The sequence below is a fragment of the Chitinophagaceae bacterium genome (assembly GCA_016710165.1).
Classification (GTDB): domain Bacteria; phylum Bacteroidota; class Bacteroidia; order Chitinophagales; family Chitinophagaceae; genus Ferruginibacter.
The window spans coordinates 1835153-1855866 of the sequence record JADJLJ010000001.1; the positions used below are offsets into that span (position 1 = coordinate 1835153).

Genomic DNA, 20714 nt, shown 5'->3' on the forward strand with positions numbered 1-20714 from the left:
ATGTTTTAAACTTTTTGGCATAAAAAAGGCTGCCGGGGCAGCCTTGAAAAGATCAATTCTGTATTCTATTAATGACCACCGGACGGGAAGAATATCTCCTTCACTATGATATAGATGCCCATAACAAGTACAAACCAGCCGAATCCTTTTTTTAGTTTATTGCCCGGTATTTTTTTAGAGAGGTATATGCCGATAAATATCCCCGCCACGGCAAATGCGGTAAAACTGCCCAGCAGTTTCCAGTCAATGATCTCTTCTCCCTGCAGGTCGCCGATGAAACCGATCAGTGATTTGGCAGCAATGATGAATAAGGAGGTGCCCACCGCCAGTTTCATCGGCATGCGGGCAAGCAGTACCAGTGCCGGTATGATCAGGAATCCGCCGCCGGCTCCAACCAGCCCGGTGAGGATCCCCACAACCGTCCCTTCCAGTAAGATCATCGGGTAGTTATAGTGGAGCGCTGCGTTCTCATCCGGCTGGGGTTTCTTGCCGGACCGTATCATACTTATGGATGCCAGTATCATGACCACGGCAAATAATAACATCAGGGCAATGGCTTTTGTAATTACGAGTGAGCCTATTGAAAACAGTTCTTTGGGTATATGGGGTACCAGCCACATGCGGGTGGCATACACGGCTGCAATGGAAGGGATGCCAAAAATGAAAACGGTCTTGAAATCAACTTTTTTCTGCAGGGCATTCTGAATCCCGCCCACCAGCGCCGTGGACCCTACAATGAACAACGAATATGCTGTTGCCAGCACCGGGTTCACCCCCATCACATATACCAGGATGGGTACCGTTAAAATAGAGCCGCCACTGCCTATTAAACCCAATGATATGCCCACTAAAGCTGCTAAAATATATCCCAGTATCTCCAAGATCGTTTTATTTAAAGTACCGCAAAGTTGTGATTGTTGAAATAAACGGACTGTTACAATAGTTACAATTCATTTTGCTGCCTGTTTCCGTTGTTCCTGCGACTGTAATATATTCCCAGCACATATACTATCAGTAAAGGTATGGTGAGCAGGGCAGAAACAACTGTCAGGAACATCAGTACAAAATAGGAACTGTCGTGTGGGGTCGGGTCCCGTACGCCACCCATTAAATTGAATACCACCCGGTGCAGATTAAGTGCTGTTAAGACCGAGATGATAAGGCAGATAGGCATTAATGTAACAGTAAGGATATTGCCATAGCTCAGCCGGGTAAACCGCCTTAAAAAATAATTCAGCAGCAAAAGCCGCCAGGCAGCCACGATGGCCAGGAACCAGACATTGATCTTATTTGCTGTACCGATGCTTACAAATTTCTCTACCGGAATGGTATACAGGATAGCCGGGAAGGAAGTGAGGCCAATGAATGTGACTACTGTAAAATAATCCCATTTATCCGCCGGGAATGGCTTAATGATGAGCCATATGAATGCTGCCAGTACAAAGATGTAGATTACAGACCCCAATCCCAGGTGCTGAAGCAGGCCTGCCCGTTCATCGTCCCAGTAGCGGCCCATCCCAACAATCCATGTGCCTGTGAGCCCCGCTGCAAAATGTCTTTTATCAAATTGCCCTATTTCTTCCCGGGTGATCCGGAAGGTTAAAAGCCTGAATATCGTTTTCCATACACGCATACCGGGTGTAAGGTATTTTTTTACAGCAAATAAAAAAAGCCCCTGACCTGTCTGTTCAGGGGCTTTTAATGATGGTGGCCTCGCCAGGAATCGAACCTGGATCTGGAGCTTCGGAAACTCTTATACTATCCATTGTACTACAAGGCCGGGGGCCGTAACTCGTTAATTAGTTAATCGGTGGGCAAATGAATTTTGCAAGCCCTATATTTATCAAACTCTATCCCGGATTAACCAATTAACAGATAACGTATTAACATCATCATTTTCCCAAATGCGTGAAATTACTTCCGAATATTTTTACCGCAATGGCCAGCAATATTACGCCAAAAAATTTTCTGATTACCACCATGCCGTTCGGACCCAGCATTTTTTCTATCCATTTCAGGGAATGCAGGACCAGGTAAATGAAAATGCAGTTGATCAAAATGCTGATGAGAATATTAATATCGGCATAATTTGCCTTCAGGCTCATGATGGTGGTAAGCGTGCCCGAGCCGGCTATCAACGGAAATGCGATCGGAACCACGCTGCCGCTTTTGGGGTTCCCGTCCGGCTTGAAGAACTCAATCCCCAGCACCATTTCCAGGCCGATGATAAAGATCACAATACTTCCTGCCACGGCAAAGGACTGCACATCCAGGCCAAGGATATTCAGGAACTGCTGGCCCACCAGCATGAACAATATCATCAATCCCCCCGAGGCAAGCGTGGCCTGCAGGGACCGGATCTCGCCTCCCATTTTAGCCCTCAATGCTGCCAGCACGGGTATATTACCCACCATGTCGATCACCGCAAAAAGGGTGAACGAAACGGTCAGTATCTCTTTTGCCGAGAGGTTATCGAATGTCATCCTGTTTATTTGTGCAAAGATAATCAGCCTTGCGGTAATCCCCGTGGATCATCCTTTTTTGGGTAGTGCATCAGTTTGAAAATATTAAACTAAAATCCTGTCATGCTGAGCTTGTCGAAGCAAATTGTACTGCTAAATCGCCTTCGACAAGCTCAGGCTGACATCTACTTTTTCAAACTGCTACACTACCCTTTTTTGAAAACAGCCGCTGCAGGCTCCGCAGGCAATGGATGCAAAGGCAATCGTCGTAACCGGCCTCTATATATGCCCGTTCTTCTTCCGAGAGGCTAACCCCACTGCACTGGCATTGCGTGATGCTGCCGGGCTTACACTCAAATACTGTCTTACAACGGGGGCAATGCTTTTCTTCGTGTTTGCACATTATACCGCAGTTTTAATCAGCAGGTAAGGCGGAAAGACGTCATGATCAAATCAAAGAAAAATAAATGATCCCGTCTTCCTGCCTTCCCGGCAATGAGATCATAAACCCAGGTTAACCCCGGCCATAAAATTAAACCGGCGGCTGTTGTATCCCCGTACCTCTGCATATTTTTCATCGGTGATGTTCTTCAGGTCAACAAATACTTTTGCGTTCTTTGAAATGGTATAGGTTGAATAGAGGTTCCAGGTATAATAAGCCGGCATTTCAATAGGTGCAGACATGTAAACCACTTCGTAGCGTTTACTCACACTCTGGATGCCGGTATTCAGGTACCAGTTCCTGGTAACCGCAATACCCAGGTTCAGGTTAATGGTTTGTCGTGGCCGGCGGTAAAGATTAAAGTAGGAAGTATCTTTTGCGCCTGTCTTTGTCTCAATCTTTCCATCCAGGTTCACATAATTGGCCGTGAGGTGTACGTTGCCAAGATCCACACTGGCTTCCAGTTCCAGCCCCCTGTCCTTCTGTTTTTCGGCATTGGTATAATAGCTGGCATACGTGGGCGCACCGGCGCTGTAAAAAATAATATTGTCCTTAATATTCCGGCTGAAGTAAACAGCCCGGAGATTCACATTGTTGTTTGCATATTGAATACCCCCTTCAACACCCAGGGATCTTTCCGGTTTAAGTTCCTGCACCTGGTTGCGGTATTCAGAATATACCTGGTATAACGAAGGCGTTTTAAAGCCAGAACTGATGTTTCCGAATATTTTAATGTGGCTGGTGAATACATAAGAAGGATTGAACGAAAAGGTGAATACATCGCCGTAACTGTTAAAATGATTGTACCGGCCACCCAGTTCCACATTAAAGCCGGCCAGTTCTTTTACAACCACCGAGGCATAAACACCCAGTTGATCTACGTTGGCGCTGTCACCACCTAAAGGTGTGGATGCATAAGGCCCGAATGCGCTTACTGAAAAATAACGCTGATCCGTAAGCTGCTTACGGTAATCGGCGCCCGCCAATACATCCACATTCTTTGTTACAGCCATGTTGCTGTATACTTCTGCAAAATGCGATCTGCCCGTATACTCCCCCTTGCTGTAGTAGGAAAATCCTCCGCGGCTTGCTGAATCATCGAGGTATGTTCTTTTGGTTGCATTGTAATTATAATTGACGTGCAGGATGCTTTTACCAATTGCAAAACCGGCACCAATACCTGCCAGCACATTCCTGGTGCGATTGCTGTAGTCGGCATCATCCGTGAATGGTCCCGCATCCCCGTCCGTCTTATAATGGCTGAATTGTGTATTGGCACGGATCGTGATCTTATTTTTGATCTTTTGGATAACGGATGCCTTAAAAACATCCTCATTCATCCCGTCTTTGTCAAAATCCTTTGTTCCGGCCTGGTCCTCTGCCGTAGAAAATCCTTTGCTGTACAGCTTACTGTACTGTGCCGTATAGGCGGTTTGCCTGATCGTTCCGTTAATGCCGGCAGCCGCTTTGAACGTGTTATATGATCCGGCAGCCAGGTTCAGGTTTGCATTTAATTTCTTTGTGCCTGCTTTTTTGCTGATCACATTGATCACAGCGGCCATGGCATCGCTCCCATATAGGGTCGACTGGCTTCCCTTTAATATCTCCACCCGTTCTACCTGGTCGATGGAAATAAAGTTCAGGTCAAAGGCCCCGCTGATACCGGAGGCATCGTATACCGGGATGCCATCGAGCAGGATCAGTGTTTTTCCGGCGGCGCTGCCCCGTACATATACATCCTGGTTGGTACCCAATGTATTTGTGTTCCCGTTCACAATGATACCGGCCTGGGTGTTTAATACCTCCGCCAGTGTTTTACCATTGTTGCGTTCCAGTTGTTCCCCGGTGATCACGGTTACCACTTTACCCGTAAGGGATTGCTTGATGGGAAATTTGGTGGCCGTGACCACCACTTCATTTAAATGCCTGGCACTGTCTTTTTGTGCAAAAAGGTTGCTGCTGAAGAAAACAGCAGCCGCAATAAAAATTTTCTTTTTCATTGTTGAAAAATTTTTTTGTGACTGCTTCCTGGAAAAAAAGAGATAGAGATATAAAAGCCGTTAAGCCGTTACATTTCCTGCCTTTCACCCGAAAGCGTAGAATGATTGTTGATGGACCAGGCAGGTCTTCTGGCTTAACGTTTACTTTACCTTCCCGTCTGCCTGAAGCAAACAGTGGTTGGAGAAAAGTGCCTTTCCTGAACCCCTTCCTGGAGGGGCCTGGGAGGCCGTCTTACAGCTACGGGGATAGCTCCCGACTTGAACGGGATTCCCTTTTAATCCCCCGCCTGAGGCGGGGAAACCAAATCTGCTGCAAATGTAACGGAGAATAAAAAGAAAGTTTAAAAAGATATCCAGTGTATGTGAAAAAATAAAAGAACCGCTGCTGTGCAGCGGTTCTTAAAGGATCTGTAACGGTTTTATTCTTCCGCTTTGCGGCATTCGCCAACAAGGGTATGAAAAGTACCGTGTGCCTCCGTGATCATTTTCTTCAGTTTCTCATTGGAAGCCCTGCTGTCCACCGCTTTTTTAATGGCACTGCATTGGGTCACCAGTTTAGCCAGGGTTGCCCTGGTTTTTTCCGGTTTAAAATCGGCCGGAATGGCGGATGCCTGCCAGTTCTTTGCTGCGATCAGCAGGCTGTCGGCCTTTTCCTTAAGTGGCACAAAATTTCCTTCTTCAGCCGGGTGGAAAGTAGATGACATGAAAGAATGAAAGGTTTTCAGTTCGGGCCATTGGGCCTGGTCGCCTTGTGAAAAGGCAGTTGAGATACCGCATAGCAGAACGGTTGCCAGCAGCATGATCTTTGATTTCATTTTTTTATTTTTTAGTAGTTAAATATTGTTCGGGGTTCTTTAAAAAATCCTCTTTGCACTCCCTGGCACAAAAACCATACACTTTTCCCTTATAGTGTGCTGTATCTTCTACGCCGGCAGACACAGGCATGCCGCAACTGAAATCCCTGGTATTTGCAATTTCAACTCCGGCAAATTTTTCTTCCCCTGCCGGCTGCGTACCGGTTGGTTCCATCATGCTCTTTACACTGTCGTTTTGTGGTGCTTCTTCCTGCCCGTTATTCCTTCCGCAGGAAACCAGCATGGCAGCAAACAATGCAACAACAACTATTTTTTTGTATTTCATAATTCATGTTTTTTAAATTAATTATTGATGGTCATCCTCACCTGGAGATAGATATTCCTGCCGGGCCTGGAAATATTGCCCCAGTCCAGGTGTTCGTGATATTTTTTATCAAATATATTCTCTATGCCTGCCAGCACCTCCATATTGTTTTTAAACAGGGATGTATAGCAGCCAAACCGGGTATGCAATAAGACATACCCGGGTGTGCCATCTTCGCCGTATTGCATATTAATGTTGTTCTGGCTAAATACACATTCTGTTTCCAGCTGTGCAAAAAACCTTCCGGGCTGGAAGCGAAACGACGTGATGTTCTTAAACGGGGCAACCCCGGGCAGAGGTTTGTTCCGGTCATCGAGCCCGTAGGTATAACGGATGGTTGAAACGATATCAGCAGCAGGCATTGGCTTAAAAAAACCGCTGGCTTCCACCCCCATTACGGAGGCGTGCGGGAGATTACTATATACCTTCACTCCCCTGGTACCTGGAGTCATAGCGCTTAATGAAGCATCAACGCTGCCGCTGATAAAACCGTACACCCGGGAATAATAGCCACTGACCTGCACCCTGCTGCGTTTCCGGTTATACAGCAGGGACAGATCTGCCTGTACCGATCTTTCTTTCCCGAGAAGCGGATCTCCGATATAATCGTATGCATCACTGCTGTTGAAAAGATAGAACCCGAATAATTCAGAGGCCGTGGGCATTCGTTCTGAATAACCAAGGGCGGATGTTATTGTAAGCTTTCGCCCGATCTTTTTGGTAACCTGTGCTGAAACATTTTTTAACCCATCCCTCCTTCCGGTAAAGGCAGCCCTGAAAATACCCACCTGCTCTTTGGCTGTCACAGAAACCAACTTCGATGAAATAAGATCTGCCCGGGTTGATACCCGGAAGTGCCATAAACTATCCGGCTGCCACAACCAGGATGCCGAGATGCCATATTGGTTACGGCGGTTATCGGGCCAGGTGAGCATATACATATCCGGCTGTCCCGCCTGGTGCATCGTCATGGAAGCCTGTAAAAAAGTGGATGCACCGTCTGCCCGTATCACTAATTTTTGCTTCCGGTTAATTGTCATTTCCCCTTCTGTGTAAACGCCATAGGTCTTACTTACACCCGGCATATCCATGTGCATGGGTACCAGCGGGCGTTTACTGTCATCCATAAAATGCCGGATGCGGTTGATATAAATTTTTGTCTGCCAGGTATACAGGCGTTTTGCGGCACGATCCCCGTGGATACTGAACGATGCAATTCTTGCAGCTGCATAACCAACATCCATGGGCAGGGCGGGGTACCCGATATTCCATCCATCATCGGCAAGCATATCTGCCTTTAAGTAGATGTTCCGGCTTTGCTGAAATTTTACAGAAAGAGAATAGTTCACTTTCTCATACCTGGAAAACGGAATTACGGTTCCTCCCCCGCTCCGGTAGTCCTTACTGTTGCGGTATGTTCCGCTGGCTGCCGCTGCCCATTTTTTGGCGGAATAATTGAGCCGCACCGATTCAAAAAAACTTTTGGCTGCTGACTGATACCCGCTGCTGAATACACCGGTTATTTTGTTTGGATGACCGAATGAAGGTTCTGCCATCTTCATATTTACCGTGCCCCCGATGGATGAGCCGTTCATGAACCCGTTGCCGGCTGTTTGTACCTGCAGGTTCTGCAGGTTGACCGGTTCTATGTAAATGGTAACCGGATCCATCCTGTCGGTACATGCACCATGAATACGCATGCCGTCAACCTGTATATTTATTTGTCCGCCGCTGAAATAACGGATAGTGGGCTCCATGCCATAAGATCCTCTTCGTACCAGGGATATTTCTGGTAGCCTGGCCAGGATATCCTCCAGGGTGGCAGCGCTGTTGTTCTTTACAAAATTCAGTAACTGCTGCTGGGGCGTTCTTTTTAAACTGTTCACAACCAACTCCTGCAGGTTAATGATCCGTATACTGTCTCCCGCAAATCCGGTGGCACTGCTTTGTGCCTTTGCTGTACCCGTCAATAAGGAAAGCAGTAAGAAAGTCAATGTCTTTTTCATGATCGGAATTTTCTGAGCATGGTAGCAATACCGGCTCACATTATGAACTAAAACTGCACTTCAAAAAACTGTGTGGTGGAATCTGCAACCGCAGAACCTGCCATATAATCCAGATTCAGTTTCCACAAACCCGTCATCGTAAAGTTTACTTTTCCTTTATAATGTCCCTTTGAAACATGCGCCGGGTTTATATTATTGGGCGAACCATGTCCCATGGTGGGCATCTCGGGTGTAAGAATAACAGAAAGGCTGCTGTCTGCCGGGAAACTCATCATAGAAACCCTTTTGTAGATAGCGATCTCCATATCGTTGATCCCGACTTTAGGAACAGATGGTTCAATGAGAGAAACAAAATATTTATTACCATCATGCGCTGCGGTAAAAGATTTAACCCTTGCTATTGCAGGTTCTGCAACCGTGAGAGGAATGGTGATAAAGCCTTCTTTGCCGGTAAGATGATTATGCACCGTCAGCTTTACCGTCCAGTTCCCCCCCATCGAGGACATGACAAAAACCACGCTGCATGGGAAGAGGTGATTGACCGCCGTTTCATACGCAGGATTTTCAAATGGTGCTGCATGCTTCATTGTGCCCATGTCCATCATTGGACTTAGTTTTACATGAGCGTCTTCAATACGCTGCCCGTTAACCGAATCGTAAAGGGCTATATAAAAGCGGGTATATCCTGCATAGATCGTTGTTTCTTTTGTGTAAACTACCACCCGTGTGGCAGCTCCGGCAGCATAGCCCTCGGCCTGTTTGGTTAAACCGGCTACCGGATCGGTTTCCGTCGTTTCACTTTTAGAACACGAATGCATGATTACTGCAAAAGAGATGAGTGCCGGCAATAGGATTGCCAGGAATGATTTTTTCATAACAAATTTTTTTTAGAAATTATAATATTACGGGATGAGCGGGATCAATTATGCCTTTGGCGGATGGAAAAAGGAATAGGAGATATCCGAAAGCGGGTATGTTTTCTCAAAACCGGTTCTTTTTAAAACGATGAACTTCAACGGTGCAATGCTGCAGAAAGATGAACAGGACGAAAGCACCAGTACCTTGCCTTCTGATTTACGTCCGGTATTCTGCTGGTCTTTCTTTTCTTCCTCCTTCATTTTTTTCATCACCTGGCATTTCCCATTACAATGCAATTTTGGTTTTGCTTTGTTCACGCATTTCCTGGCATAAGCAGCCGTGTTCACATAATAATCCAGCAGGATGAAAGGGCTGCTGAAGGTTTGTGCCGAAAAGGCAAGCAGTAATAGTATCGCTGTAAGCTGCTTAAACATTGCCGCAAAGATAAAAGCTTTATTTTTTTATGTTATGACAGAAATCATAGTACCCGCAATTTTTTTGATTGAAAAAGTTTATTTATTAGTGCCTTTCTGTATCTTTTCGGTATGCAGACAAAATCAACCAAGCTCAACCTGTTTTCCCTCACCATGATCGTGATAGGATTTGTGATCGGCATGGGAATCTTCAGAACAGCCGCCACCAGCGCCAAAGACGCCATTTCGCCTTCTGTTTATTTCAGCGCCTGGGCCATTGGTGGTCTCGTGGCTTTATGCGGGGCCCTCACCTATGCAGAGATCGGCAGCCGTTACCCGGTCACCGGCGGGTATTATAAAGTGTTTGCCAAAGCCTATCACCCAAGTATTGCCTTTGCCATCAACTGCATCATATTGGTAAGCAATGCCGCCAGCATCAGCGGGGTTGCCTTGATCGGCAGCGGTTATCTATTGAAGTTATTCCCGGGCAACTGGACCGATATTGATAAAGCCCTGGTAAGTTCTGCCGCCATCCTTGTCTTTTACATCATCAATTTAAAAGGATTAAAGACCAGTTCTACCGCACAGAATATCTTAATGATGATAAAGATCCTGATGGTTGTGGTGCTGATCGCTGCTTTATTCTTCCCCGCCAAGTATGCCGTGAATGATGCAGCAAAAGCAGTGACAGAACCCGGCTCATTTACCTGGTTCGATTGGGTTAAAAGCCTTGGTATAAGCCTGATCGCTGTTTCCTTTACCTATGGTGGTTACCAGCAAACCATCAATCTAGGTAATGATGTTCATAATCCTTCCAAAAATATTCCCCGCGGGATCTTCATCGGCATACTCGTCATCATCGGGCTTTACATGCTGGTAAACCTCAGTTATTATAATGTGGTTGGTTTTAACCAGATGAAAGGAGAAAGAGAGATCGCTTACCTGGTCATTGACCGGATATTCGGTACAACCGGCGCCACCGTATTTTCTGCATTCCTTTTTTTAGGAGTGCTGGCTTATGTGAACGGATCGCTGCTGAGCAACCCCCGGGTGATGTATGCCATGGGTGACGATGGCAGCCTGCCCAAAATCTTTGCCCAGCACAACGAAAGATCAAATGTGCTGACTTTTTCCCTGACCATCTTTTCGGCACTCTGCATCGTCATCCTTTACTTTGCCCAGGAGTTTGAAAAGATCCTCACCTTTACAATCTTCCTTGACAGCTTTGGAATGATATTAAGCTGTGCCACCATCTTCTGGTTCCGCAAAAAAACAAAACACCTGGATGGAACCGGCATTTATAAAATGAAGCTTTACCCGCTGATGCCCCTGGTTTTTATTTTAGCCTACCTTTTTGTAGCGATCAGCATAACCGTTGCAGACCCCAACGCTGCACTTACCGGGGTGGCAGTACTGGCGGCTTTTATCCTGATCTACTTTTTGTTCAATAAAAAGAGGGCCAATATTACCCCAACCGAAAATTAAACCGAATGGACCTCTCTTATATACTGAATGAGTTTGCCGAAGAACGGGAGAACTATTTCAATGCTGTTTCTCCGCCCATCATGCAAACCAGCAATTTTGTTTTCAATACGGTGGATGAAATGCGCAAGGCTTTTGCAGATGAGTATTCCGTCTTCCTGTACAGCCGGGGTAAAAATCCCACCACGGAGATCCTGCGGAAAAAGCTGGCAGCCCTTGATGGCGCAGAAGATTGCCTGGTGTTCAGCAGTGGTGCTGCTGCCATCTTTGCTGCTGTTTTTGCCAATGTAAAGAGCGGCGATCATATCGTATCGGTAAACAAGCCTTATACCTGGGCGCAAAAAATGTTCGATACCATCCTGCCCAGGTTCGGCGTTACCACCACCTATATCGACGGAAGGGAAATTGAGAACTTTGAAAGGGCCATCCTTCCCAATACCAGGGTCATTTATTTAGAAAGCCCCAACAGCTGGGACTATGCCCTGCAAGACCTGGAAGCGGTTGCTGAACTGGCCAGGTCAGAGAACATCATCACCATCATTGATAACAGTTACTGTACCCCCCTGTACCAGAAACCCATTGAAATGGGCATTGACCTTTCGCTGCAGACAGCCACCAAGTACATCAGTGGCCACAGTGATACACTGGGCGGCGTGTTATGCGGCTGCAAAAAAATGATGGAGCGGATCTTCAACAGTGAGTTCATGACCGTGGGCAGCGGTATTTCCCCCTTCAATGCCTGGCTGCTGATAAGAGGATTAAGAACATTGCCGGCCCGGCTCGACCGCATCACGGCAACAACCCATAAAGTGGTCAGCTATTTAAAACAACATCCGAAAGTTGAATCCCTGCTCTTTCCGCTCGATGAGACATTTCCGCAATACGGGCTGGCAAAAAAGCAGATGAACGGAGCATGCGGGTTACTGACATTTATCATCAAAGCTGGCAATATTGGCCAGGTAGAAAAATTCTGCGAAAGCCTGCAACATATTTTTATGGCTGTAAGCTGGGGAGGCCATGAAAGCCTTATCATACCCAAATGCTCTTCTCTTCAACCACATGAATTTGATGCTGCCAACCCTGAACACCGTATGCTGCGCCTATATGTTGGCCTGGAAGAACCAGGCTACCTCATCAAAGACCTGGAACAGTCTTTTGAAAAGATGTAATTTCTATGCTATACCTACCCCGTTGCCAGAGGGGCAGGGAACGAATGTGCTTTGGATCTGGGCAACGGTTATTTGCCTGATCAAAGTAAAAGCAAAACAGCACCCTCCATATTCTGAAGCAGCCAGTGACCCATTGACAACACTGGCATGGCATAAATTATGACCAAAGAGTTCCTGGGCAAATGCGTTTGCCTGGGCAGACAAAGCGGCTTCCAAACACGGATCAACATTATTAGGAGATATTGTTTTTGAAACTGCAGAAAATTTTATAGTTCCCTTTGTATATCGGATGCCAGAATATCTTTTGCATTCATTGCCAAAGAAGCCAGCAGAATGAATGAAGTTAACATGATCTTTTCATGGTTAATTGTTTTAAAAGGGTTTAATAAATTAACCCTGGGTAACGAACCTATACTCTTGTTTTATCTGTTTCCGGTAGTATTTATTACTTAACATTACCAGTTTCTTGCTTTCTGCCTCTGACAAAGTTTTGAATTCCGGGTATTTCGTAATCAATACAGTGATCAATAACGACTGTTTCATTGTATTGGATTCGATCGTATTGTAATCAGCATAATTCAGTTTTTTATACTTTTCCTCCAGCGACAGCTCCTTGTTGTTCAGGATAGCCGTATCTGCTTTGCCGCTTTTCTTCGAATTGCTTATCATAATGCCGGAGTTAACCCTTGTCAGTTCATAAAAAGCTTTGTAAATGGAGTCGTCTTTGACCCTGCTAAACAGGTCATCAATCCTGTCAAAATTTGCATACGCATCCCTGCCGGTTTTCCCGCAGGAAAAAATAACAAAGAAGAAATAATAATCATTAATCCTAATAGCTTTTCAACTCCTTTTTTCAGATGATTTATATTTTAAGTTAACCTGATCAATTTTCAGTTACTACCTGGTACAACTACTACACCGGAATGGGAATAACACAAAACCGCACCTGTTTTGCTGTACAAATTTATTTTTATAAAATTAAATTGCTTTAAAACATCCTTTTATGTTTTTTTCCACCCGGGGTTTCAACCTTCAGGCCGCTATATGTCCCTATATACTCCGTTGGGAGTGCAGCTTTCTACCGTGGAACCGGTCAATATTTGAAAGCCGGAAGGCAGCCGTCAAAATAATCTTCCCGGGGTCCACAGGATGGAAGCGCCAAATCGCCCGTACGGCCTGATAAAATGCCTTTTACCGCTTTACAAAAGGAAGTGGCATATTTTTGTTGTATGCGTTACAAATATCATCTCCTCATCGTTATATTGGGTATTTCCACTTCTGCCAAAACACAGGAAAAATGGAACCTGTTAAGATGCGTAGAATATGCCATGACCAATAATATCTCGGTCAAACAAACCGACCTGCAAACCCGGATCGCCGCGTTGCAGCTGAAACAAAGCAAACTGGGCCAGTTGCCGAATTTGAATTTCAGCGGCAACTCGGCTACAACAGCGGCCGCAACCAGGACCCCACTTCTTTCAGTCTCATCACCCAGAGTTATTATTCGGCCAATATGCAGTTGCAAAGCAGTGCCGAGATCTTTAACTGGTTCAGCAAGCGCAATACCATTGCTGCCAACGAATGGGAACTGCAGGCAGCTAAAGCAAATACCGATAAACTGAAAAATGATATTGCCCTTACCGTTGCCAATGCCTACCTGCAGATATTGCTGGCAAAGGAGCAGGAAAAAATAGCAGCCGTTCAGCTTCAGCAATCGCAGGCGCAGTTAAACAATACCCGCAAGCTGGTTGATGCCGGCGCCCTGCCTGAACTGAATGCAGCGGAACTGGAAGCACAGGTGGCAAGAGACAGTTCTACTTTGATAAGCGCCAAAGGAATGGTACAGCAAAACATTTTAACCATCAAGGCTTATATGGCGCTTGATGCTGCCACTCCCTTTGAAATAGATACGCCGCCGGTGGATAAGATACCGGTAGAAAAAATAGCCGACCTGCAACCCGAATCTGTTTATGCGCTGGCCATTGCCAATATGCCGCAGCAAAATTCAATGATTTTAAGATAAAAGCCGCCACAAAAACATCGGCTGCTGCCCGGGGAAATTTGTACCCGACTTTATCTGCTTTTGGCAGTCTCAGTGGTTCTAACAGCAGCACCAATGATATAACCGGATATCAAAATTTATTGCCCCACCGGATTCAAAACAGATTAAAGGGAACAATCCTGATTATGATGTTTACTCCCTGCAGACGTACGGGAGCCAAAATTGGTTACTCAAGAACTGATGCGTTTGGTAACCAGTTTAATAGAAATTTCCGTCAATCGCTTGGCCTTAGCCTGAGTGTTCCCATCTTTAATGGATACAATACAAAAGCAGCATACGAAAGAAGCAGGATCAACATAAGAAGCCTGCAACTGCAGAAAGACCTCGACAACCAAACCCTGAAACAGAACATATACCAGGCTTACAATGCGGCCATGGTGGCGCTGCAGAAATATAATGCAGGCAGGAAGAGTTTGGAGACCACGGAACGTACCTATGGTTTTGCCCTGAAGCGTTACGAAGTGGGCCTGATGTCGACCTTTGAATTGATCACCAACCAGAATAATGTTTTCAGGGCCAAACTGGAAAATGCACTGAACCAGTTTGATTATGTGTTTAAAATGAAAGTGCTTGAATTTTATAAAGGCCAGGGGCTGAAACTATAGGCCCCTCCGCCCCCTGAAGGGGGAACCTGGCTTATAATTACTCAGGAACTTTTATAAAACAACAAACTACAAACCGTAAACCGAATTTTATATGAGCAAGTCGCTAAAATGGATATTGATAAGTGTGGGGATATTACTGGTGCTGATGGTGGTACTTTCCAAAGCCGGTGTTTTTGGTAAAGACGAAGGGATAAAGGTTACTGCAGAAAAGGCGCAGAAACGCACCATTACCGAAATCGTGAATGCCAGCGGAAAGATCTACCCGGAGATAGAAGTTAAGATAAGCCCCGACATCAGCGGTGAGATCACCGAACTGAATGTGAAGGAAGGTGATTCGGTAAAGAAAGGACAGGTGCTGGCCCGGATCTATGCCGACATATACAATATCCAGCGCAACCAGGCAGCCAGCGGCGTAGAACAAACGCAGGCACAGGTGGCGAATTCACAGGCAGCCATCGATGCCCTGAAAGCACAGATGGAGCAGGCACAGAAGACCTACGACAGGCAAAAGAAACTGTTTGATGATAAAGTGATCAGCAAAAGTGAATTTGAGGTAGCAGACGCCAATTTAAAAAGCAGCAAGGCGAATTATAATGCGGCCCTGCAGGGTATCCGTGGCGGGCAGGCAAGTGTGCAAAGCGCCCGGGCCAGCCTGGAGAAAGCAAACAAGGACCTGAGCCGGACAGCTGTGATCGCAACGATGGACGGCGTGGTGAGCCTGCTGAATGTAAAACAGGGAGAACGGGTTGTGGGAAGCAACCTGATGAGTGGTACCGAAATGCTGCGTATTGCAGATATGGCCAAGATCGAAATACGGGTTGATGTGGGAGAAAATGATGTGCCGAAAGTAAAGCTGGGCGACAGCGCCCTCATTGATGTAGATGCATATACCGACCGTAAGTTCAAAGGTATTGTTACACAGATCGCCAGCAGCAATAACGGTGCGGCCACCCAAAGTGCATTGGCAAGCACTTCTTCGGATGTTACCCAGTACAAGGTTTATATCCGCCTGTTGCCGGAAAGTTATAAAGATCTTTTAGGCAAAGGGGCATTTCCTTTCCGCCCCGGCATGAGCGCCAATGCCGATATCCAGACCAAAACGCATGTCAATGTAATGAGTGTTCCCATCAACGCGGTAACTACAAGGGACAAGAACGACAGCCTGAAAACAGATAAGAAAAAAGCTGATGAGGAATCCAGCCTGAAGCCGGCATCCGAAACCGACGACGACCTGGAAGTGGTGGTCTTCATCATTGACAAAGAGGGAAAGGTGAGCAAGAAGAAAGTGAAGACCGATATACAGGACATCAACTACATCGAAATAACGGAAGGCCTGAAAGAAGGCGAAGAAGTGGTTACTGGGCCATATGATGTAGTGAGCAAGACATTAAAAACAGGCAAAAAAGTGAAAGTGGTGGATAAGAAGGAATTGTTTGAGAAAAAATAACCCCATTCAACTGATGGTAAAATGCCCCTCGTACGGGGGCATTTTTTATGGAAATAATTTTTCAGCAACCGCAACGCTTTCCGGCTTACCAACATCAACCAGCTTATCCCCGCTGTGGTCATAACCAAGGATGAGGTTATCCTTTGCCAGGTCGAGATAGGTCTCGGTGAGCGAGAATTTGCCCGTTTGTTTTATCAAGCCAAATACTTCCGGTTGAAATACCACTACACAACTATATGCTTTCTGAACCAGGCCGGGCCTGTTCACAGAAATGATCTCTTCATTGGTCTTTATGTTCCTCCACCCGCACAAGCGGTTGTTTTCGTCAAACAAAAAATACCGGGACGTTTGCCGGCTGGTTACCCCAAACGAGATCAGCGGTTTATGCTGCTGGTGAAATGCAAGCAGGTCATTTATGTCCAGGTCGGTAAGGATATCTACATTCAGCGTAATAAAGGGTTCGTCTCCTTCCAGCAGGGCCCTGGCCTTTACTAAACCACCGCCTGTTTCCAGCACTTCATCGCTTTCATCGCTGATCACAACATGACTGCCCCATCCTTTATTTTTTTTCACCGCCTCAATGATCTGACCGGCAAAATGATGAACATTCACCACCACATTTGTGATCCCGTACTTCTGCAGATATTCAATATTACGTTGCAGCAGGGATTTGCCGTTCACCAATGCCAGTGCCTTGGGATGTTTATCCGTCCATGGCTTGAAGCGGGTGCCGAGGCCGGCGGAGAAGATCATGGCTTTTGAAATGTTCATGGGTGATGGTTCATGGTTCATAGCAGCTTAAATAGAAGATCGCAGTTTTGTGATCATCCTGCATAATACATCATATTCATCATAGTACTTTTTAAAATCTGCATCATCAATATATTTTCTTGATTGCGAAATAAAAAGGCAAGACACCACCTCAATGGCAGACCGTAAGGCAATTCCAAGGAAACGTTTAAATTCTGCTTTTGACTGACCGGTGCTGCCCTCAGCAATATTTAAAACTACAGAATCAGCCGCTCTTTTCATCTGGGAACATAGACTATATAATTCTTCCTTTGGAAACTTCTTTGTCAAAATATCAATTTCATTACTCAGGCGCAGTCCAATTTGCCAGACTTTAAGTTCTTCAAACCTAAATGCCATCTTAAATTATTTACTTTACCATGAACTATTATCTATGAACTATGAACCTTCTTTCACAACCCAGTTCTCTTTATTAGTATGATTTAAATTGATCTTTACCTTGAACTTGTTCCGGAGATGCCTTGCGAGTGCTTCGGCAGCAAACACGCTGCGGTGCTGGCCGCCCGTGCAGCCAAAGTTGATCATCAGGCTGCTGAAGCCCCGCTTGATGTAATCGGTAACCGAGATATCAATGATACTGAAAACGGCATTTAAGAAAACCGGCATATCCGTTTGCTGTTCCAGGAAATCCTTTACGGCCTTGTCGAGCCCGCTCTGCGTTTTATATACGTCGATCCTGCCGGGATTTAAAATGCCCCGCATGTCAAAAACATAACCGCCGCCGTTCTCAGAAGCATCCGGCGGGATCCCTTTTTTATAGGAAAAACTGTTGATGGTAACGATCAACGGCGTTTCTGCCGTTGCCTGCACTGGCGTGAATGCATCGATCACTTCATTGCTCACACATATTTCCAGTACTTTTTTGAACTCCGGCACCGCTATGCCCATGGTCTGGTTATTAAAGAACCATTTCAAATTACTCAGGGCCAGTGGTATGCTGGTAAGGAACTGTGCCTTGCGTTCAAACAGGCCCCGGAAGCCATAAGCGCCCAGCACCTGCAGCAGGCGGATGAGCACATAGCCGTTGTACTGGCTGCGGAATGTATCCCGGTCAATACTTTCGCCGGTAACTTTTTCAAACTCGTTCATGTAATGTTCCAGCAGTCCCTGTTTCCATTCGTCCGGCAGGTTTGCCCGGGCCTGCCAGAGTAAGGAAGCCACATCGTATTGCGGGGCCCCTTTCATGCCGCCCTGGTAATCGATAAAATGCACGCCCCCGTCTGCTGTTACCATGATGTTCCTGCTCTGGAAATCACGGAACATAAAATATTTATACTCGGTATGCGACAGGTAATTACTCAGCGCCTCAAAATCTTCCAGCAGTTTTTGTTTGTCATAAGGCCTGCGCAGTGCATCCAGGAAGTAGTATTTAAAATACAACAGGTCGGCCAGGATGGCCTGTTTGCCGAAAGCGCTGTTGGTAAGGCATTTTTTATAATTCAGTTCTTCGTGGCCCTTCACCTGCAGCAATACCAGTTGGGATAAACTCTTTTTATACAGCGCATACACTTCATCCGTAAAGCCTTCCGCTTCCAGCCGGTTCAGCAGCGACACATCGCCAAAATCTTCCTGTATATAAATATTCTTATCCCTGTTGATGCAGAATATTTCAGGTACCGCCAACCCCTTCTTCTTAAAATGAGCGGAGAAATAAATGAAGCTTTCATTTTCCTTCAGGTTAAGGCCATAGGTGGCAATAAAGGTTTTTTCCGCTGTATAAATTCGGAAATAATGCCGTTCACTTCCCGCCTGGGGAAGTTTATCAATAGCGGTGATGGGATCCTTGCTGAATTGTTGAAAAAGTTTTTCTATGTCTTCTTTTACTGCCTGCATGTAGGATGGTTGGCAGTAAAAATAGAATATTTTATCCGATGCTTTCAAAACAACCTCCCCTGTCCGCCCGGCACCCGGAACTTACTCCGGTCCAGGCTCCATTCTTCTGCATTCATCTTATACAGCTTGCCGTATTTTTTATACTGCTGCGCTACCATCTGCGCAATGCTTCCCTCGCCCCGCATGCGTGTGCCCCAGCGGGTGTCATTTACTTTTCCATCGTGACTTTGTTCGATCAGGTGCCATACTTTATCAGCCCGGTCGGGGAAGTTCTTATACAACCAATCGTGAAATAAAAATTTGATGGCGCCATTTAAGCGGATGAATGTGTATGCCGTGAATGTTGCCCCGTTATCAGCTGCTGCTTTCATGATGCGCTGCATCTCGTGTTCATTCAGCCCCGGTATCATCGGGCCCATCATGATGCCCATGCGTACGCCGGCGCTGCTGAGTTCGTTGATGACCTTTAATTTCTGTTGGGCAGTAGTGGTACGTGGCTCCATGGTGCGCCGCAGGTCTTCATTGAACGAGGTGATGGATACCATGGCGGATACGATCTGTTTTTTACCCATTTCCTGCAATACATCCTTGTCCTTCAGTATCCAGCTGTTTTTGGTGAGAATGCCCACCGGCTGGTTGAATTCGTTGCATACTTCCAGTAACCCCCTCGTTAACCGGTACGTTTGTTCTGCCGGCTGGTAGCAATCGGTATTGCCGCTTAACATGATGGGGGTGGCATCCCATTTCGGGTGCGCCAGGAATTTACGCAGCAGCTGCGGTGCATTTTTTTTCACCAGTATCTTTTGTTCAAAGTCAAGCCCGGCGCTGTAACCCCAGTACTCGTGCACATTACGGGCATAGCAGTAAATGCATCCGTGTTCGCAACCGGCATAGGGGTTCATGCTGTAGCTCATGCCCACATCGGGGCTTTCCACTTTATTCACAATGGTTTTGGGATGTGTTTCGATGTATTGTGTTTGCAGGGCCGTTTCTTCCCAGTCGTCAATGGCTTCTATGTGTTCTTTGGTCGTCTCATTTTTGAGAAACCGGTTTTTGGTGTTGATCTGTGCGCCACGACCTGTTTTGTATTGAGTTTTTTCCTGTTGTTCTGTTGCCTTTACTTTGTAATGGTCTTGTTTCAGTTTATTTTCCATTTTTCTAACCACAAAGGACACGAAGAATGATGCCCGAAGTACACAAAGAGCCTTTGTGATCTTTGTGTTTTGCTTTGTGTGCTTCGTGGTAAAATCTAGATGAACAATTCTCCCTGCTTTGTACCTACCGGCAGGTTCTCAAATTCAAAGCGCTGTACGATCTCATATTTCAATTCGCCAACCGGGCGTTTCAGCAGTAACATGCCTGAGGCAATGAACCGGCCGGTAAAATGCTTGTGGCTGTATTCCAGCCATCCCTGTTCGTATTGCCAGGGCTGGAGTTTACGGGCGATGGTTAAATGAGGTTCCAGGATAAAATGAGGCTTGTTTTCATCATTCAGTTTCATCAGCCGTTGCGTTTCCGTCCGTACCTGTTTTACTAAAGTCTGCACCGGTATTTTACTGGTGATATTTATATAGATGGTATGGCTGGGAAAACTGCCGTAATCCTTCAGTTCAATTTTGATGGGGTGGTATCCCATGGCGATGAGCTTCAGCCGGTGGATGATCCTGGACTCGAGCATCTCGATCTGTTGAAAATTTACCAGGGTAACAAAGGGTTTCCCATACAATGGTTTTTCCGGTTTGTATTTTTCGCTGAAATTTTTCCTGCTGTGCATGATCTTCTGGCATAATTCCTCATGCGGCTCCAGTACCAGTTTGTATTCAGAAACTTTATACCCCGGTAAGTTGTTGCTATTGCTTTTCATAATTATAACTTTAACTTGTTGTGTTATTGATAAATAAAAAGTTAATGCACTATTTCAGTCCATTTTCTAAGTTTCTCTCTTT

The 20714-nt window shown here is 45.9% G+C and carries 20 protein-coding genes, 1 tRNA gene, 1 pseudogene and 1 riboswitch; of the genes and pseudogenes, 5 read left to right on the forward strand and 17 right to left on the reverse strand.

The window, feature by feature from the left end; all coding sequences use genetic code 11:
- Nucleotides 1-68 precede the first annotated feature (68 nt).
- From IPJ02_07965 to IPJ02_08015, 11 genes are all read right to left on the reverse strand, one after another.
- Complete coding sequence (locus IPJ02_07965; GenBank protein ID MBK7375483.1) at nt 69-881, reverse strand: sulfite exporter TauE/SafE family protein; 813 nt, start codon at nt 879-881, stop codon at nt 69-71.
- A gap of 62 nt (nt 882-943) precedes the next feature.
- Nucleotides 944-1633 (reverse strand): hypothetical protein, encoded by a 690-nt coding sequence (locus IPJ02_07970; GenBank protein ID MBK7375484.1) that lies wholly within the window; start codon nt 1631-1633, stop codon nt 944-946.
- Nucleotides 1634-1705: 72 nt separating this feature from the next.
- A tRNA-Arg gene (locus IPJ02_07975) sits at nt 1706-1780 on the reverse strand.
- Between the two features lie 112 nt (nt 1781-1892).
- Nucleotides 1893-2483, reverse strand: coding sequence for a MarC family protein (locus IPJ02_07980; GenBank protein MBK7375485.1), 591 nt, complete (start codon nt 2481-2483; stop codon nt 1893-1895).
- 172 nt (nt 2484-2655) lie between these two features.
- On the reverse strand, nt 2656-2865 hold the full coding sequence (locus tag IPJ02_07985; protein ID MBK7375486.1) for a cysteine-rich CWC family protein: 210 nt from the start codon (nt 2863-2865) through the stop codon (nt 2656-2658).
- Between the two features lie 98 nt (nt 2866-2963).
- Complete coding sequence (locus IPJ02_07990; GenBank protein MBK7375487.1) at nt 2964-4904, reverse strand: TonB-dependent receptor; 1941 nt, start codon at nt 4902-4904, stop codon at nt 2964-2966.
- A gap of 101 nt (nt 4905-5005) precedes the next feature.
- A riboswitch (cobalamin riboswitch) is annotated at nt 5006-5225 on the reverse strand.
- A 98-nt stretch (nt 5226-5323) separates the two neighbouring features.
- Nucleotides 5324-5719 (reverse strand): hypothetical protein, encoded by a 396-nt coding sequence (locus IPJ02_07995; protein MBK7375488.1) that lies wholly within the window; start codon nt 5717-5719, stop codon nt 5324-5326.
- Nucleotides 5720-5723: 4 nt separating this feature from the next.
- Nucleotides 5724-6044, reverse strand: coding sequence for a YHS domain-containing protein (locus IPJ02_08000; protein ID MBK7375489.1), 321 nt, complete (start codon nt 6042-6044; stop codon nt 5724-5726).
- Between the two features lie 17 nt (nt 6045-6061).
- A complete protein-coding gene (locus IPJ02_08005; GenBank protein ID MBK7375490.1) occupies nt 6062-8089 on the reverse strand; it encodes a TonB-dependent receptor in 2028 nt (675 codons plus the stop codon).
- A 47-nt stretch (nt 8090-8136) separates the two neighbouring features.
- Nucleotides 8137-8964, reverse strand: a complete 828-nt coding sequence (locus IPJ02_08010; GenBank protein MBK7375491.1) for a FixH family protein — start codon at nt 8962-8964, stop codon at nt 8137-8139.
- Between the two features lie 48 nt (nt 8965-9012).
- The gene (locus tag IPJ02_08015; GenBank protein MBK7375492.1) at nt 9013-9381 is read right to left on the reverse strand and encodes a hypothetical protein; all 369 of its coding nucleotides are present in this window, start codon (nt 9379-9381) and stop codon (nt 9013-9015) included.
- Between the two features lie 111 nt (nt 9382-9492).
- On the opposite strand from IPJ02_08015, the gene IPJ02_08020 reads away from it, so the two are divergent.
- Entirely contained in the window at nt 9493-10845 is a 1353-nt protein-coding gene (locus IPJ02_08020; GenBank protein MBK7375493.1) for an APC family permease, read from the forward strand.
- A gap of 5 nt (nt 10846-10850) precedes the next feature.
- Nucleotides 10851-12011, forward strand: a complete 1161-nt coding sequence (locus IPJ02_08025; protein MBK7375494.1) for a PLP-dependent transferase — start codon at nt 10851-10853, stop codon at nt 12009-12011.
- Nucleotides 12012-12401: 390 nt separating this feature from the next.
- Here the strand turns inward: IPJ02_08025 and IPJ02_08030 are convergent, their stop codons facing one another.
- Nucleotides 12402-12680 (reverse strand): hypothetical protein, encoded by a 279-nt coding sequence (locus tag IPJ02_08030; protein ID MBK7375495.1) that lies wholly within the window; start codon nt 12678-12680, stop codon nt 12402-12404.
- 715 nt (nt 12681-13395) lie between these two features.
- Between IPJ02_08030 and IPJ02_08035 the strand changes: the two are divergent.
- The 3 genes and pseudogenes from IPJ02_08035 (at nt 13396) to IPJ02_08045 (ending at nt 16125) form a co-directional block, all read left to right on the forward strand.
- Nucleotides 13396-14034 (forward strand): annotated as a pseudogene (locus tag IPJ02_08035) (TolC family protein).
- On the forward strand, nt 13974-14678 hold the full coding sequence (locus IPJ02_08040) for a TolC family protein (protein ID MBK7375496.1): 705 nt from the start codon (nt 13974-13976) through the stop codon (nt 14676-14678). The pseudogene IPJ02_08035 and the gene IPJ02_08040 overlap by 61 nt, the downstream one beginning before the upstream one ends.
- A 91-nt stretch (nt 14679-14769) precedes the next feature.
- On the forward strand, nt 14770-16125 hold the full coding sequence (locus IPJ02_08045; GenBank protein ID MBK7375497.1) for an efflux RND transporter periplasmic adaptor subunit: 1356 nt from the start codon (nt 14770-14772) through the stop codon (nt 16123-16125).
- 45 nt (nt 16126-16170) lie between these two features.
- On the opposite strand, the gene IPJ02_08050 is transcribed toward IPJ02_08045, so the two are convergent.
- The 5 genes from IPJ02_08050 to IPJ02_08070 form a co-directional block, all read right to left on the reverse strand.
- Complete coding sequence (locus IPJ02_08050) at nt 16171-16896, reverse strand: NTP transferase domain-containing protein (GenBank protein MBK7375498.1); 726 nt, start codon at nt 16894-16896, stop codon at nt 16171-16173.
- Between the two features lie 27 nt (nt 16897-16923).
- A complete protein-coding gene (locus tag IPJ02_08055) occupies nt 16924-17274 on the reverse strand; it encodes a four helix bundle protein (GenBank protein ID MBK7375499.1) in 351 nt (116 codons plus the stop codon).
- 39 nt (nt 17275-17313) lie between these two features.
- Nucleotides 17314-18768, reverse strand: coding sequence for a phosphotransferase (locus tag IPJ02_08060; GenBank protein MBK7375500.1), 1455 nt, complete (start codon nt 18766-18768; stop codon nt 17314-17316).
- A gap of 44 nt (nt 18769-18812) precedes the next feature.
- Entirely contained in the window at nt 18813-19922 is a 1110-nt protein-coding gene (locus IPJ02_08065; protein ID MBK7375501.1) for a PA0069 family radical SAM protein, read from the reverse strand.
- Between the two features lie 95 nt (nt 19923-20017).
- The gene (locus IPJ02_08070; GenBank protein ID MBK7375502.1) at nt 20018-20632 is read right to left on the reverse strand and encodes a 2'-5' RNA ligase family protein; all 615 of its coding nucleotides are present in this window, start codon (nt 20630-20632) and stop codon (nt 20018-20020) included.
- Nucleotides 20633-20714: the final 82 nt, after the last annotated feature.